General features: G+C 63.7%; 16 protein-coding genes and 1 tRNA gene. 6 read left to right on the top strand and 11 right to left on the bottom strand.

Annotation, left to right across the window (positions count from 1 at the left end):
• Window positions 1-5: 5 nt before the first annotated feature.
• Genes cdd through NP945_RS01955 form a run of 4 tightly spaced genes read right to left on the bottom strand, consistent with a single transcriptional unit; the run spans window position 6 to window position 4,096 of the window.
• A complete protein-coding gene (cdd, locus tag NP945_RS01940) occupies window positions 6-398 on the bottom strand; it encodes a cytidine deaminase (protein WP_023812575.1) in 393 nt (130 codons plus the stop codon).
• Between the two features lie 56 nt (window positions 399-454).
• Complete coding sequence (locus NP945_RS01945; RefSeq protein WP_127266924.1) at window positions 455-1,426, bottom strand: ABC transporter permease; 972 nt, start codon at window positions 1,424-1,426, stop codon at window positions 455-457.
• A gap of 1 nt (window position 1,427) precedes the next feature.
• Window positions 1,428-2,567, bottom strand: a complete 1,140-nt coding sequence (locus NP945_RS01950; protein ID WP_256745431.1) for an ABC transporter permease — start codon at window positions 2,565-2,567, stop codon at window positions 1,428-1,430.
• A complete protein-coding gene (locus NP945_RS01955; protein ID WP_127328351.1) occupies window positions 2,564-4,096 on the bottom strand; it encodes an ABC transporter ATP-binding protein in 1,533 nt (510 codons plus the stop codon). The genes NP945_RS01950 and NP945_RS01955 overlap by 4 nt, the downstream gene beginning before the upstream one ends.
• 229 nt (window positions 4,097-4,325) lie before the next feature.
• Between NP945_RS01955 and NP945_RS01960 the strand changes: the two genes are divergently transcribed.
• On the top strand, window positions 4,326-4,532 hold the full coding sequence (locus tag NP945_RS01960; RefSeq protein ID WP_189367407.1) for a SlyX family protein: 207 nt from the start codon (window positions 4,326-4,328) through the stop codon (window positions 4,530-4,532).
• A gap of 22 nt (window positions 4,533-4,554) precedes the next feature.
• Window positions 4,555-4,962, top strand: a complete 408-nt coding sequence (locus NP945_RS01965; protein WP_127322635.1) for a hypothetical protein — start codon at window positions 4,555-4,557, stop codon at window positions 4,960-4,962.
• Here the strand turns inward: NP945_RS01965 and NP945_RS01970 are convergent.
• From NP945_RS01970 to NP945_RS01990, 5 genes are all read right to left on the bottom strand, one after another.
• Complete coding sequence (locus NP945_RS01970; protein ID WP_256745432.1) at window positions 4,957-5,418, bottom strand: GNAT family N-acetyltransferase; 462 nt, start codon at window positions 5,416-5,418, stop codon at window positions 4,957-4,959. The genes NP945_RS01965 and NP945_RS01970 overlap by 6 nt on opposite strands.
• A 115-nt stretch (window positions 5,419-5,533) precedes the next feature.
• Complete coding sequence (locus tag NP945_RS01975) at window positions 5,534-6,523, bottom strand: BMP family protein (RefSeq protein ID WP_127266918.1); 990 nt, start codon at window positions 6,521-6,523, stop codon at window positions 5,534-5,536.
• Between the two features lie 208 nt (window positions 6,524-6,731).
• On the bottom strand, window positions 6,732-7,397 hold the full coding sequence (msrA, locus tag NP945_RS01980; protein WP_256745433.1) for a peptide-methionine (S)-S-oxide reductase MsrA: 666 nt from the start codon (window positions 7,395-7,397) through the stop codon (window positions 6,732-6,734).
• A 100-nt stretch (window positions 7,398-7,497) separates the two neighbouring features.
• Window positions 7,498-7,821, bottom strand: coding sequence for a hypothetical protein (locus NP945_RS01985; protein ID WP_127266916.1), 324 nt, complete (start codon window positions 7,819-7,821; stop codon window positions 7,498-7,500).
• A 307-nt stretch (window positions 7,822-8,128) separates the two neighbouring features.
• Complete coding sequence (locus NP945_RS01990) at window positions 8,129-8,833, bottom strand: hypothetical protein (protein ID WP_256745434.1); 705 nt, start codon at window positions 8,831-8,833, stop codon at window positions 8,129-8,131.
• A gap of 359 nt (window positions 8,834-9,192) precedes the next feature.
• Here NP945_RS01990 and NP945_RS01995 point away from each other — a divergent pair.
• A tRNA-Ser gene (locus NP945_RS01995) sits at window positions 9,193-9,282 on the top strand.
• 191 nt (window positions 9,283-9,473) lie between these two features.
• Here NP945_RS01995 and NP945_RS02000 read toward each other — a convergent pair.
• Complete coding sequence (locus NP945_RS02000; RefSeq protein ID WP_256745435.1) at window positions 9,474-10,691, bottom strand: FAD-binding oxidoreductase; 1,218 nt, start codon at window positions 10,689-10,691, stop codon at window positions 9,474-9,476.
• 15 nt (window positions 10,692-10,706) lie between these two features.
• Window positions 10,707-11,471 carry an HpcH/HpaI aldolase/citrate lyase family protein gene (locus NP945_RS02005; RefSeq protein WP_256745436.1) on the bottom strand — a complete coding sequence of 255 codons (765 nt, stop codon included), beginning with the start codon at window positions 11,469-11,471 and terminating at the stop codon, window positions 10,707-10,709.
• A 109-nt stretch (window positions 11,472-11,580) separates the two neighbouring features.
• On the opposite strand from NP945_RS02005, the gene NP945_RS02010 reads away from it, so the two are divergent.
• Genes NP945_RS02010 through NP945_RS02020 form a run of 3 tightly spaced genes read left to right on the top strand, consistent with a single transcriptional unit; the run spans window position 11,581 to window position 14,089 of the window.
• Window positions 11,581-12,471, top strand: a complete 891-nt coding sequence (locus NP945_RS02010; protein WP_256745437.1) for a 2-hydroxy-3-oxopropionate reductase — start codon at window positions 11,581-11,583, stop codon at window positions 12,469-12,471.
• 6 nt (window positions 12,472-12,477) lie between these two features.
• Entirely contained in the window at window positions 12,478-13,290 is an 813-nt protein-coding gene (locus NP945_RS02015; RefSeq protein ID WP_256745438.1) for a shikimate dehydrogenase, read from the top strand.
• A complete protein-coding gene (locus NP945_RS02020; RefSeq protein WP_256745439.1) occupies window positions 13,283-14,089 on the top strand; it encodes an SDR family NAD(P)-dependent oxidoreductase in 807 nt (268 codons plus the stop codon). The genes NP945_RS02015 and NP945_RS02020 overlap by 8 nt, the downstream gene beginning before the upstream one ends.
• Window positions 14,090-14,096 lie beyond the last annotated feature (7 nt).

Raw genomic sequence — 14,096 nt, forward strand, 5'->3', positions numbered from 1 at the left:
GTTGTTCATTTCAAAATATCGCCGCGGAAGCCGTAAGGCAGCATGTCGCCCATGGTCACGGTCTCGGCCACACCTGCATTGTCGCAGAGATAGAGCTTTGTTTCCGGCCGGCAGAATTCGGCCAGCCGCTGCCGGCAGCCGCCGCAAGGCGAGCATTTCGCCATGCGTTCGGCGATGACGGCGATTTCCACGATCTTGCCGCCGCCGCCCATGATGTAGTGGCCGAGCGCCGTGGTCTCGGCGCACCAGCCTTCCGGATAGGAGGCGACTTCGATGTTGGCGCCGGTAAAGACGCGCCCGTCCTCGGTGCGCAAGGCAGCGCCGACCGGAAACTTAGAATAGGGCGCGTAGGCCCTGGCCATGGCGGCCTTGGCGGCCTCGAACAGATCATGCGACATTCAGGTGTTCTCTCCGATGATCGTGTTCAAAACCCGGCGCAAAGCCGACCTGCCGCTCAACGTTCCTTGACATAAGGCACGCCGCCGGCACGTGGCGGGATTGCCTTGCCGATGAAGCCGGCGAGCAGGATGACGGTGAGGATGTAGGGCAGCGCCTGCATGAACTGCGCCGGCACCTTGCCGATGATGGGCAGCGGTGATCCCTGCAGGCGGATCGACGCCGCGTCCAGGAAGCCGAACAGAAGGCAGGCGAACATGGCGTTGACCGGCTTCCACTTGGCAAAGATCAAGGCTGCCAGCGCGATATAGCCCTTGCCGGCGGTCATGTCCTTCACGAAGCCGCCATTTTGCACCATCGACAGGTAGGCGCCGGCAATGCCGGTGAGGATGCCGGTGCAGATCAGCGCCCTGTAGCGCAGCCAGGCGACCGATATGCCGGCAGTATCGACGGCGGCCGGGTTCTCGCCTACGGCGCGCAGCCTGAGGCCAAAACGGGTGCGAAACAGCACCCACCAGGTGAACGGCACCATCAGGAAGGCAAGATAGACCAGGATCGAGTGGCCCGACAGGAGCTCGGCATAGATCGGTCCGATGATCGGAACGCCGCGGATGGCCTCGGCGCCCGGCAAGGTGATGGCCTCGAAGCGCTCGCCCGGTTGCAGCGCCGGCGTGCGCCCGCCCTGCTGGAACCAGGCCTGGCCGAGGATGATGGTCGAGCCGGCGGCGATGAAATTGATCGCCACGCCGGAGACGATCTGGTTGCCGCGATGGGTGATCGAGGCAAAACCGTGGATCATGGCAAAGGCGACCGAGATCAGGATCGCCATGCCGAGGCCGAGAAAGGCCGAATGGAACACGGAAGCGGCGGCCGCACCGGCGAAGGCGCCGACCAGCATCTTGCCTTCGAGACCGATGTCGAAGATGCCGGCGCGTTCCGAATAGAGGCCGGCGAGGCAGGCAAGCAGCAGCGGCACCGAAAGGCGGATGGTGGAGTCCAGTGTCTGGATGATCGCGTTGAACACATCCATCTCAGGCACCTTTCCCCTTGACCGCTTCCATGCCCATCGATCGCGGACTGAACGAGGCGAACAGCGCCTGGATGTAGGGCCGGAACATGTGCTCGAGGGCACCGGCAAACAGGATCACCAGGCCTTGAATGATGACGATCATGTCGCGGCTGATCGCCGGCATCTCGAAGGCGAGTTCGGCGCCGCCCTGGTAGAGCATGCCGAACAGGATCGCCGCCAGCACGATGCCGACAGGGTGCAGGCGGCCCATCAGCGCCACGGCGATGCCGACGAAGCCGGCGCCGGAAACGAAGTCGATGGCGACATTGTGCTGATCGCCCATCACCGGATTGAGTGCCATCATGCCGGCCAGCCCGCCCGAGATCATCATGGCGGTGATGATGATGCGGGTTTCGGAGATGCCGGCATAGCGTGCCGCTTTCGGGCTGTGACCGTAGGTGCGCATTTCATAGCCGAGCTTGGTGCGCCAGATCAGCAGCCAGACCAGGAAGGCCATGACCAGCGCCAGCAGGAAGGTGACATTGAGCGGCGCCGAACGGATCTTGGCGCCGAACAGCTCGATGATCCAGTTGAGCTTGGGCAATTCCGCGCCGGCGAGGAAGTTACGCGTCTGCGGCGCTTGCGAGGCGGCTGGCTTCAACGGGCCGACCAGCAGGTAAACCATGATCGAGGCGGCGATGAAGTTGAACATGATGGTGGTGATGACGATGTGCGAGCCACGCTTGGCCTGCAGATAGGCCGGGATGAGCGCCCACAATGCGCCGACCGTCGCCGCAGCAATGATCGCCAGCGGGAAGGTCAGCCACCATGGCAGTGTGCTGTCGAAGCTCAGGCAGACGATGGCGATGCCGAGGCCGGCGATGTAGGCCTGCCCTTCGGTGCCGATGTTGAACAGGCCGCAATGCGCGGCCACCGCCACCGAAAGCCCGGTGAAGATGAAGGTGGTCGCATAAAAGAGGGTGAAGGCGATGCCTGTGCCTTTGCCGAAGGCGCCCTCGACCAGGATGACGGCTGCGCGCAGCGGATTCTCGCCGACCAGAAGCACGACGAAGCCGGCGACGACGAAGGCGACGAACAGATTGATCAGCGGGATCAGGCCATAGTCGGCCCAGGCCGGCAGTTTGGCGTAGGGCGCGCTCAAAGTGCTGCCTCCTGGTGCTCGATGCCAGCCATCAGCAGGCCGAGCTCGCCCTCGGTCGCTTCGGGGCCGCGTTCGCCGACGATGCGGCCCGCAAACATCACCAGGATACGGTCGGACAGCGAACGGATCTCGTCCAGCTCGACCGACACCACCAGCACCGCCTTGCCCTGGTCGCGCATGGCGATCAGGCGCTTGTGGATGAATTCGATGGCGCCGACATCGACGCCGCGTGTCGGCTGGCCAACGATCAGAACACCAGGGTCCTGTTCCATCTCCCGCGCCAGCACGATCTTCTGCTGGTTGCCGCCGGAGAAATTGGCGGTCTTCAGCCGGCAGTCGGCCGGCCGGATATCGTATTTGGCGATCTTGTCCCTGGCATCGTTGCGGATGGCATCGATGTTGAGGAACGGCCCCTTCAAATAACGGGGATCATCGTGATAGCCGAGGATCGAATTCTCGTTCTCCTCGAAGGCCAGCACCAGCCCGACGTGATGGCGGTCCTCCGGCACATGGGCCAGGCCGCGGTCGCGCAGTTCGCCCGGGTCGGCGGCGCCGGTCAGGTCGATCGGCTTGCCGTCGAGCATGACCGAGCCGGACACCGCACGCCTGATGCCGGAAATCGCCTCGAGCAGTTCGGATTGTCCGTTGCCGGCGACACCGGCGATGCCGACGATCTCGCCGGCCCTGATATCGAAGGAGATGTCGTCGACCATGGTTACGCCGCGCGTATCCTTCACCGTCAGGTTCTTGACAGCGAGCTTGACGGCGCCGGCCTCGGCCTCGCCCTTCTCGACCCGCAAGAGCACGCGCCGCCCGACCATCAGCTCGGCCAGTTCCTCGACAGTCGTCTTCCTGGTTTCGCGCGTCGCCACCATCGTGCCCTGGCGCATCACCGACACGGTGTCGGTGATGGCCATGATCTCGCGCAATTTGTGGGTGATCAGCACCACCGTCTTGCCCTGGTCTTTCAATTGCCCGAGGATGCGGAACAAGTGGTCGGCCTCGGCCGGCGTCAGCACGCCCGTCGGCTCGTCGAGGATCAGGATCTCGGCGCCGCGATAGAGCGCCTTCAGGATCTCCACCCGCTGCTGCAGGCCGACCGGCAATTCCTCGATGATTGCATCGGGATCCACTTCCAGCCCGTATTCACGCTCCAGCCGCTCCAGTTCGGAGCGCGCCTTGGCGATGCTCTTCTTCAAGAGCGCATCGCTTTCGGCGCCGAGGATGACGTTCTCCAGCACCGTGAAGTTGTCGACCAGCATGAAGTGCTGATGCACCATGCCGATGCCGAGCGCGATGGCGTCATTGGGGGTCTTGATCGAGGCCGGCTGGCCGCCAACGCGGATTTCGCCGCTGTCGGCCTGGTAGAAGCCGTAGAGGATCGACATCAGCGTCGACTTGCCAGCTCCGTTCTCGCCGACAATGCCGTGGATCGTGCCGCGACCGATCTCAAGATTGATGTCCCGGTTGGCGCGCACCGCACCAAAGCTCTTGTTGATGCCGATCAACTCGATTGCGGCTTGCGCCATGCAGCCTGTCCCACTCTTATTTTTTTATCGCTTGGTCAAAACGCCTAGCATGACGCTCCGCCCGTGCCAATTGCGGAGCAGGTTCACTCTCGACAAATCCCGGTGCGCTTGTCAATTTGCAACGTGGCCGGGGCCTTCACATTCGCTAGTATGACGGAGCCGAAATTCGCATCACGGCGCAAGACATCGCGGTCAACGACATCGCGGCGAAGATTGGGGAATTCACATGATCATGCCCGCCGACCGGCTGACGACGCTGGAAATACGCGCCGCCGAGCAGGAGAAGACCATCGAGGAACTGTCCGGCCAGATCGCCGAGCAGTGGAAAGTGATCGAGCGCATGCAGCGCAAGCTCGACGCGCTGACGGATCGCTTCCTGGCGCTGGAGGAGCAGACAGGAGATGAAGTGCCGGTAACCAAGCCACCGCACTGGTGAGGAAAAAGGGAAGGTGCACGCCTTGGTCAGTGAAAGCGATCGCATCGCGCGGGCCGGCGAATATGTGCTCGGTCTTATGAACGACAAAGACCGCGAACGGGCCGAACGTGACCTGGAGGTCGATCCCGCCTTCCGCGACGCGGTCGCGCGACTTGCCGAGCAGATGTATTTCTTCGACCGTTACGGAAAACGCGGCCTGCTGCCTGGCAGGCATTGGGAACTGGTTACCCAACGCCTAGCCGAGTTACCTCAGATGCGCAGCGTCGAGCTCGGCGGCAATGAGGTCAAACCGCGCACGGTGATCCGAAGCCTGTCCCGGCCACCATACGGCATTGGCGTGCACGCGCTTGGCGGCCGGCGCGGAGTTGTCGTTGCCGCCGGGCTGATGGTGGCGTTCGCGCTGGGCTGTCTCGTCGCGAAGCTGCTATAGGCGAGGGCGGCGCGACATCAGCGCCATCTTCTCGCCGTCCGAGCCGCTTATCTCAACGGTATTCCAGCCGAGAGCCGCGTAGAAATCACGCGCATCCCATGTGTAGAGATGGAGCATCTCGACGCCCCGTGACGCCGCATGGGCTTCCGTTGCCTTGACCAGCGCGGTGGCGATGCCTCGGCGTCGATACCTTGCATCGACGACCAACCCGGCCAGCCATGGCGTCAGATCATGTACGGGCTCCAGCTCGTGGCGGACCAGCAGGCATGTCCCGACCGGGGTGTCGCCGATCCGGGCAACGAATGCCGCCTCGAAGCCGTCACCGGCGATCAAGCCACGAAGCCCTGCCGCATCTTCCCCGAGCGTCCTTCCGGTTCCCTCGAAAAACGTGGCCAGGCGCAGCTGGGCTACCGCTGCTACGTCGTGCTCGCCCCTGGGTGCGATCTTCGGCTGCATCTGTATCCCGAAACGGTGGCCGGCACGGAGCGAACGTTTCGCTCGATCCGGTAAAGACAAAACCGCCGGGCTGGCGCCCGGCGGTTTGCAGATCATGCCTGTGTGTTCGTGCCGCTCAATAGGGGCAAGCGTTGTCAGCCGTATAGTCGTGCACTTCGGTCTTGCCGGCAATGATGTCGGCCTTGGCCTTTTCGACGGCCGCCTTCATCTCGTCCGTCACCAGCGCCTTGTTGTTGTCGTCCATGGCGTAGTCGACACCGCCTTCCTTGAGGCCCAGATTCTCGACTCCGCCCTTGAAGGTGCCGTTCTTGCCGTCCATGAAGGCGGTGTAGACGGCGACGTCGACGCGCTTCAGCATCGAGGTCAGCACCTTGCCCGGCTGCAGGCCGTTCTGGTTGGAATCGACGCCGATGCCGAGCTTGCCGGCATCTGCCGCCGCCTGTAGCACGCCGACGCCGGTGCCGCCTGCCGCGGCGTAGATCACGTCGGAGCCCTGGTCGATCTGCGTCTTGGCGATCTCGCCGCCCTTGGCCGGATCGTTCCAGGCAGCCGGCGTGTCGCCGGTCATGTTCTGGATGACATCAGTCGCACCCGCCGACTTGGCGCCGCCGACATAGCCGCATTCGAACTTGCGGATCAGCGGGATATCCATGCCGCCAACGAAGGAGACCTTCTTGGACTTAGAGGCCATCGCCGCCAGGATGCCGACGAGGTAGGAGCCCTCCTGTTCCTTGAACTTCAGCGACCGCACGTTCGGCAGATCGACCTGGTCGTCGATGATGGCGAAGTTCAGGTCGGGGTATTCGGCGGCGACCTTGGTCAGCGCGTCCGTCCAGGCAAAGCCGGCCATGACGATCGGGTTGCGGCCGTCCTCGGCGAAGCGGCGCAGCGCCTGCTCACGCTGCGAGGCATTGGAGACCTCGAATTCGACGTAGGCCGTGCCGGTTTCCGTCTTGAATTTCTCGGCGCCGTTGTAGGCAGCCTCGTTGAAAGATTTGTCGAACTTGCCGCCGAGATCATAGAGGATGGCCGGCTGGACATCCGCGGCGAAAGCCGGAAGAACCATTGCGGTTGCGGCCAGGAGGCCGAGAACGATACGTTTCATGTGATCCACACCCTGTCGGTTATTTTTTCCGTTATGCACCGCATGCCGGCCCGGTTCTCCGGCAGGCATACGACGTCAGCCAGGAGTGTACTCCCTCCCGCTCGGCGGCAATCTGGCATGGCCCGAAACAAAATTCACGCGGAATTTTGACCTTTTGGAAAAGCTTGATGCGGGCAAGCCGCACCGCAGCTTGTCCTTGCGCCAAGTGTCAGGCGGAGGCGGCGGCAGGGATGGCGCAAGCGACGCCGGTGCCTTTGAGGTTGCACGTGCCGTAAGGGTTCTTCGCCAGATATTGCTGGTGATCGGCTTCTGCGAAGTAGAATTCGGCCGCCGGCGCGATCTCGGTGGTGATCCTGCCGTGGCCGGCACCGCGCAGCGAGGTCTCATACGCATCGCGCGAGGCGTTCGCCGCCCGCAATTGCGCCTCGTCGCTCGTGTAGATCGCGGAGCGATAGGCGGTGCCGACATCATTGCCCTGGCGCATGCCCTGCGTGGGGTCGTGGCTTTCCCAGAACAGCTTCAGAAGCCCAGCATAGGAGACGATCTCGGGGTCGTGGACCACCAGCACCACTTCGGCGTGGCCGGTAAGCCCTGTGCAGGTCTCCTGATAGGTCGGATTGGGGGTGAAGCCGCCGGAATAGCCGGCCGCGGTGACCCAAACGCCTTCGATCTGCCAGAACAGCCGCTCCGCTCCCCAGAAGCAGCCCAGTCCGAACATCGCCGTCTCCAGCCTCTCGGGATAAGGACCTTTGAGCGGTCTTTTCAAGACCTTGTGTCTGGATGCGGTCGGGATCGCCTTGGCGCGGCCCGGCAGGGCCTCGGAGGGCTTCGGCAGATTGAGCTTCTTGTTCAGCATGTCGCTGAGAAAGAACATGCGCGGCTCCTCTCCGGGTGAAACGCAAGAAGCCGCATGACGGCGGCTTTGTTTGAGCATCGGATTCCCAAAACCGGCAACCGCTTTTGGGTCCGATGCTCTAGGTGGCGGCGAACTGCCCAGCACGCGGTGGCCGCCTGTAGCCTATCGCATAGAGCAGGAAAGCCAGCACCGCGAACACGGCGAAGCCCGGCTGGTTCAGCACCCAGGCGACGGCGCCGTCCCACAGCAGCGGGCTGGCCTTGGTTCGGATGAAGGTTTCGAAGGCGGCCCTCGTGTCGGGCGAGACCGCCAGCCAACTGGTGTTGAGCGGGGTCAGCACCAGCACGGAGGCCGCCACGGTGCGTGTCGCGTCGAGCACCGCCATGATGACGGAAATCGACAGCGCGATCATTGCGGCAAGACGAAAGACGAAGCGAAACATCAGAACCCTCCTCCGGGCTGGTCCCCTCCCGAGGGGCCTTTCAGAGATAGAATGCGCATGGCTGGATCGCAATCGCCATACGCGAATTTGCAGACCCCAAACTCAGGTCAACAGAAGGCCGGACGACAGTCGGTTGGGTAGCTTTTCATTGACATGTGAGGGCAGCTATGCTAACAATTTCGGCAGGGTGCTGATTTGCGCCGACGACCCGCCGCACAGGCGGGTTTTTGCGTTTGGTGCCTCGCAAACCGACGTGCCGGCCAAGTCTTCAAAGACCGGGTGACCCGGATTCGTTGCCCTGCGCGAATTATGCGGCCGGCTTCCTTTTGCGCCGATGGACACGCCAGACGGCAAAAACGCCGCCGCCAATGGCGCCGATCACCAGGCCGGCCAGGCCGGTGAACACGGCGAAATAGCCGCAGGCGCCCTCGAAACAGCTCATCTCGGTGGCATCAGCGATCACCGAGCCGATGGCGAATCCGCCCACGGCGCCGATGACCGCGCCCAGGACGATGCCGAGCAGCGCGGCGACGACCGAGACGAAGACAGGCGGGCTTTCGGTTTCCGGATTGACATAAACGGCATCGGCTTCGGATCCACGGCGCAGCAGATAGATGCAGAGGAACCCGATGGCGATTTGAGCAGCGGTGATGGCAAGTGCCTGGCCCGAAAAGACGAAATCCGAAATCGTCAGTGCACAGGCCTGCCAGGCCACCAGCCAGACGATTGTGGCGACCTGCCAGATGGTGAACTGACGCGGGAAGCGGGCCGAGCGGCCGAAGGCGAGGCCGAGCAGGTAAAGCCCCCACAGGATGGTGACGATGTCGACGGCGAGCCCGCCATAGACAAGGTAAAACACGCTGTCTGGCAGGCCGGTGGCGCCGACCGCGGGCCAGACGGAGATCAGGCCGTAGACCGACCACGCCATGACGAAGACGAGCCAGCCCACCGGCACGAAGGAAAGCCCGCTGTCCGGCCGCCTGACTGGCGTCTGTCCATTGCTCGATGTCATGTCCGCACGATGCCCCGCAAAGCCTCGGCACCCGACAGGCAACTCCGGGGGAAGTCAAGGGCGGCCGGCCCGGCGGTCGTGCCTGTGCACACCATTGCAGCGGCGGCGCCCGTAAAAACGGGCATGCCGGCCGCCCTGCGAACACTGTGTGGCCGGCAAAGCGAATAGACGGCTGATATGGCTTGGCATTCGGCGCCGGATCGACTAGATGAGCCCCGCGCCTGTTGCTTCGACGGCTCAGGTGCGGGGAAGGGCGTTCGCTGGTTGGCGGCGCCGATGGCGGAAGTTCCGCCTTGCCCCAAGGGAGGTGCATCTCCCCAACCCGCGCGGCAAAACCGGCCGACGTGACATGCATGGACGGAGAGGTGGCCGAGTGGTTGAAGGCGCACGCCTGGAAAGTGTGTTTACGGGAGACCGTAACGCGGGTTCGAATCCCGCTCTCTCCGCCAGTTTGCACCTAGGTGTGATCAAGATCGGCGCGCCCAGGCAATATGATCTGGCGCAGGCTGCCGACGCTCATCGCGATCTCGAGGCCAGGAGGACAACCGGGGCGCTTGTGCTTGGTGCAATCTCGAACACGACCGACGTCCCGTAGTGAATTGCATCGCCAAATCAAAACGGGGTGGTCGATCGTCTCGCCCTAGATCACCGCTTGCTCGAGGAACGGCTCGTTGCGCTCTATGCGCTCGTAACAGAATGGCGACAGATCGAGCGTCTGGAAAGCCCCGTGAACGATAAGTTCTGAAACTCCCCGGCCCACGGCTGGCGACTGTTGCAGCCCGTGCCCCGAGAAGCCGTTGGCAAACATGAAATTGGTCACCTGCGGGTGGAAGCCGACGATGCCGTTGTGGTCGAGCATGTTGTACTCGTAGTGGCCGGTCCAACTGGTCTGGACCTTGAGTGCGTCGAAAGACGGAATGCGGTGCCAGAGTGCCGGCCAGATGTAGTCGTCGAACTCTTCATGGTGCATTTCAAAGTCGTCGTAGCCGGCCGGTCCGTCGCCCTGCGGCGTGTTGCCGGTGAGAAAAAGCTCGCCTTCGGGACGCACGAATGTTCCGGAAAGGTCGATGACATTGGGCATCCGGCCGGGGATCGGGTTGGCGCTGGCGAAGACGAAGCTGTAGCGCTTGTAGGGCGCGACCGGGATCGACAGGCCGGCCATGGCTGCCACCTGCTGCGCGCGCGGGCCCGCGGCGTTGACCAATGTTCCGCAACGAACCGTCTGTCCGGTCGCGAGGCGCACCGAGATGACCCGTCCATCGGCAATATCCAGCCCTGTCGCTGCATTGTCGATATACTCGACGCCGCTGGCGCGGGCGGCTCGGCGGAAACCGTTCATCAGCCCCACGGAATCGAACCAGCCCTCTTCCCGAGCCCCCCAGGAACCGCCGCCGAGATCCTCCACATTGAGCCAGGGGAAGCGATCCTTCAGCGGGCCCGCTTCGAGGAACACTGTGTGGGCCCCAAAACTGCGCTGCAGATCGACGCGCTCGCGGGCCGCTTCGACGCCGTCGGGTGAACAGCAGTAAAGATATCCATGCTCCTTGAAGCCGAGGTCGGGCGCCGGCTCGTCCCTGTAGAAGGGTGCCATGCGCTCCTGGAAGGTGCGGATGACCTCGATGCCGAACTGGCTGATCTTCACATTGATCGGATTGGAATATTGCTGCCGGATCGCGCTGGTGGACAGCGCCGTCGATGAAAACTCGTAACTGCTATCGCGCTCGACCACGAGGATCGAGGCACCGCCGCCCAGCGCCTGGCTCAGCCAGTAGGCCGTGGACGAGCCGACAACCGCTCCGCCGACGATGACGATGTCGTAGGCGTTGCGCGATGGCGCTTTGTAAGGCGGGATCGCCATGGCTCCGACTCCAAGCTACTGGTTGAACAAAGCGATCAGGGCATCCGAGCCCCGCGCAAGAAGGCCAAGGTCCGAACCGACGGCAACCATGGTGAAGCCTTCGGCAAGGTAGCGGTCGGCATCGGCCTTCGCCGGCGCCAGGATGCCGCTTGCCTTGCCTGCCGCCGTTGCGGCCTGGCGCACGGACGAGATTGCCTCCTGGACATGTGCCGCGCCGGGATTGCCCATCGCGCCCATATTGGTGGAAAGATCGCCGGGACCGACGAAGAGAACGTCGACGCCGTCGACCGCCGCGATCTCGGCGGCATTCGCCACGCCCAATTGATCCTCGATCTGCACGGCGAGAAGCTGCTGCTCACGCGCTTTGGCGTGGTAGCCGGCGATGCGGCCGAAGGCGTTGGCGCGGTGACCGACCGAGAAGCCGCGAAATCCGCCGGGCGCATAGGTCATGGCCGCGACGATGGCGCGGGCCTGATCGGCGGTTCGTACATTGGGGATCATCAGGCTGCGTGCGCCGATATCCAGCGCCTGCTTGATCAGATTGGGATCGTCGGAGGGCAGCCTGACGACAGCCTCGCTGTCGAAGCCGCCCATCACCTGAAGCTGCGCCATGATGCTGCGCAGATGGTTGGGGCTGTGCTCGCCGTCGATCAGCACCCAATCGGCTCCGGAGCCGGCGATGATCTCCGTGGTGAGCGCCGAAGCCAGCGAGCACCAGATGCCGATGTGAGCCTGGCCAGCCGCTGTGGCGGCTTTCAGCGTGTTGAGGCGTTCTTGCATCTTGCGATCGTCTCCAATCATCTGGTTGAAATTTGTATGATGTCCTATATCATATGGCTACAAAACGCTGCAAGATGCGATGTACGGACTTTCGAATGGGAGCTGGAGAATGAGGATCGGGTTCATCGGGCTTGGCGTCATGGGAGCACCGATGGCGCGTCACCTGGCCGATGCCGGGCATGAGATCGTCACCGTTCTCAATCGCTCCCCTCTGCCGCAGGGCCTGACCGCATCGGTCGTCGCGTCCGCCGCCGAAGTGGCACGGCGATCCGAGATGGTCGTCACCATGCTGCCCGACACGCCTGACGTCGAACGCGTCCTGTTGGGCGAGGACGGCGTCCTGGAAGGACTGTCAGCCGGCAAGCTGGTCATCGACATGAGCTCGATCAGCCCCATCGCCACGGCGGCGTTCGCGGCGAAACTGCGAGAGAAGGGAGCCGGCTATCTCGACGCCCCGGTCTCGGGCGGCGAGGTCGGCGCCAAGGCGGCAAGCCTCACCATCATGGTCGGCGGCCCGGCCGCCGAGTTCGAGCGGGCGCTGCCGATCTTTGAGACACTCGGCAAGAACGTCACTTTGATCGGCGAGCAGAATGGCGCCGGGCAGACCTGCAAGATCGCCAACCAGATCATCGTCGCGCTCAACATCGAGGCCGTGGCCGAAGCGCTTGTCTTCGCCAGCAAGGCCGGGTGCGACCCGGCGAAGGTGCGCGGCGCCCTGATGGGTGGCTTCGCCGCTTCCCGCGTCCTGGAAGTGCATGGCCAGCGCATGATCGACCGGACCTTCGCCCCAGGCTTTCGCATCAAGCTCCACCAGAAGGATCTCAACCTGGCGCTTGACAGTGCCCGCGCCCTTGGCGTGGCGCTGCCGAACACCGCCATGGCGCAGCAACTGATGAATGCCTGTTCGGCCCATCCAGGTGGCGCCGAGGCCGATCACTCGTCTCTCGTCCGGGCGCTGGAGATCCTCAGCGGCCACGAACTGTCAAAAGAAAAGGAGTAAAAACCGATGCGCGGAACCGGCAAGGCCGAGATCTTCGTGATGCTGGCCCATCCCGTGGCCCATGCCAAGAGTCCCGGCATATTCAACGAGATCTTCGAGCAGAAGGGCCTCGACAGCCTCATGGTGCCCTTGAGCTGCCGCCCGGAGGATTTCGAGACCTTCTGGGCCGGCATCACGGCAGCCGAGAATATCAGGGGCGTGATCATCTCGGTGCCGTACAAGGTTGCGGTCTACCACAAATGCTCCGCCGCGCATGACCGCGCCGCGCGGGTGGAAAGCGCCAACTCGGTGCGACGGCTGCCGGACGGCAGCTGGTATGCCGACAATTTCGACGGCGTCGGCTTCATCGATGCGCTCAAGGCGAACGGACATCAGATCGCCGGCCGCCGCATTCTTCAAGTCGGTGCCGGTGGCGCCGGTGCCTCGCTCGCCTATTGTCTCGCGGAAGCCGGCGCCGACGAAATCCGCCTTACCGACATCGATACGGCGCGTGCCGAGAAACTGGCGGCGCTGGTTGGCCGCGCGTTCCCGAAATGCCGCATCCAGGTCGGAGAGGCCGAGCCTTCCGGCATGCATATGGCGATCAACGCCACGCCTGTCGGCATGCATGCCGGCGATCCGCTGCCGCTTGACGTCAGCCGGCTGACCCCGGATATGACGGTCGTGGACATCATCATGGAGCCTGCGGAAACCGCTCTGCTGCGGGCGGCCAAGGGGGTCGGCTGCCGCGTTCAACCGGGGCGCCCGATGATGGATTTCCAGGTCCGGGCGATGTCCGAATTCTTCGACATCGAAGGCAAGGACCGCGGCCATGGCTGAGACACCGACTGCCGTCGTCATCGGCGGCACCTCCGGCATCGGACGCGCTATCGCGCAGCGCTTCGCAGAAGACGGTTATCATGTGGTCGTCTCCGGCCGGGATGCGACGAGGGGCAATGAGGCGGCCGGCTCCTGCCAGGCGGCGGGCGCGCCGCGTGCGCTGTTTGTCCAGACAGATGTCGCAGATAGCGGCTCAGTCGAGGCTCTGGCACGGATTGTCAGCGACGCGTTCGGCACGCCTCACGTCGTCGTCAACTGCGCCGGCATCTTGCAGAGCGGCAAGTACGTCCTTGATCAGGATTTGGACGAGGACGAGAAGATGTGGCGGGTGAATTATCGCGGCACGCTGTTGGGGTGCCAGGTGTTTGGCCGGCTGATGTCGGCCGCCCGGCGAGGCGCGATCCTGAATGTCGGCTCGCTCGCCTCTTTCGCGCCGCTGTCGCTGCCGGCCTACACGCCGGGAAAGCATGCAGTCCTGGCCCTGACCCAGATCCTCGCCGCCGAACTCGGCCCGCATGGCGTTCGCGTCAATGCGGTCGCGCCCGGCTATACACTTTCCGATGGTTTGAAGACCAAGATCGCCAGGGGTGAACGCAATCCCGAAGCCATACAGGCCACCACGGCACTGCGACGCTTCGTCGAGCCGCGCGATGTCGCCGAGGCGGCATTGTTCCTCTGCTCGGAGCGCGCTGCTTCGATTACCGGCGTCACCTTGCCGGTCGACGCCGGCTGGCTGGTTCAGGCGCCTTACGCACAATATCTGCAGGGAAATCCCATCCGGCAAACGCCGGCTATCTGACAAGGAT

The organism is Mesorhizobium sp. LMG17149, from assembly GCF_024518695.1.
GTDB lineage: Bacteria > Pseudomonadota > Alphaproteobacteria > Rhizobiales > Rhizobiaceae > Mesorhizobium.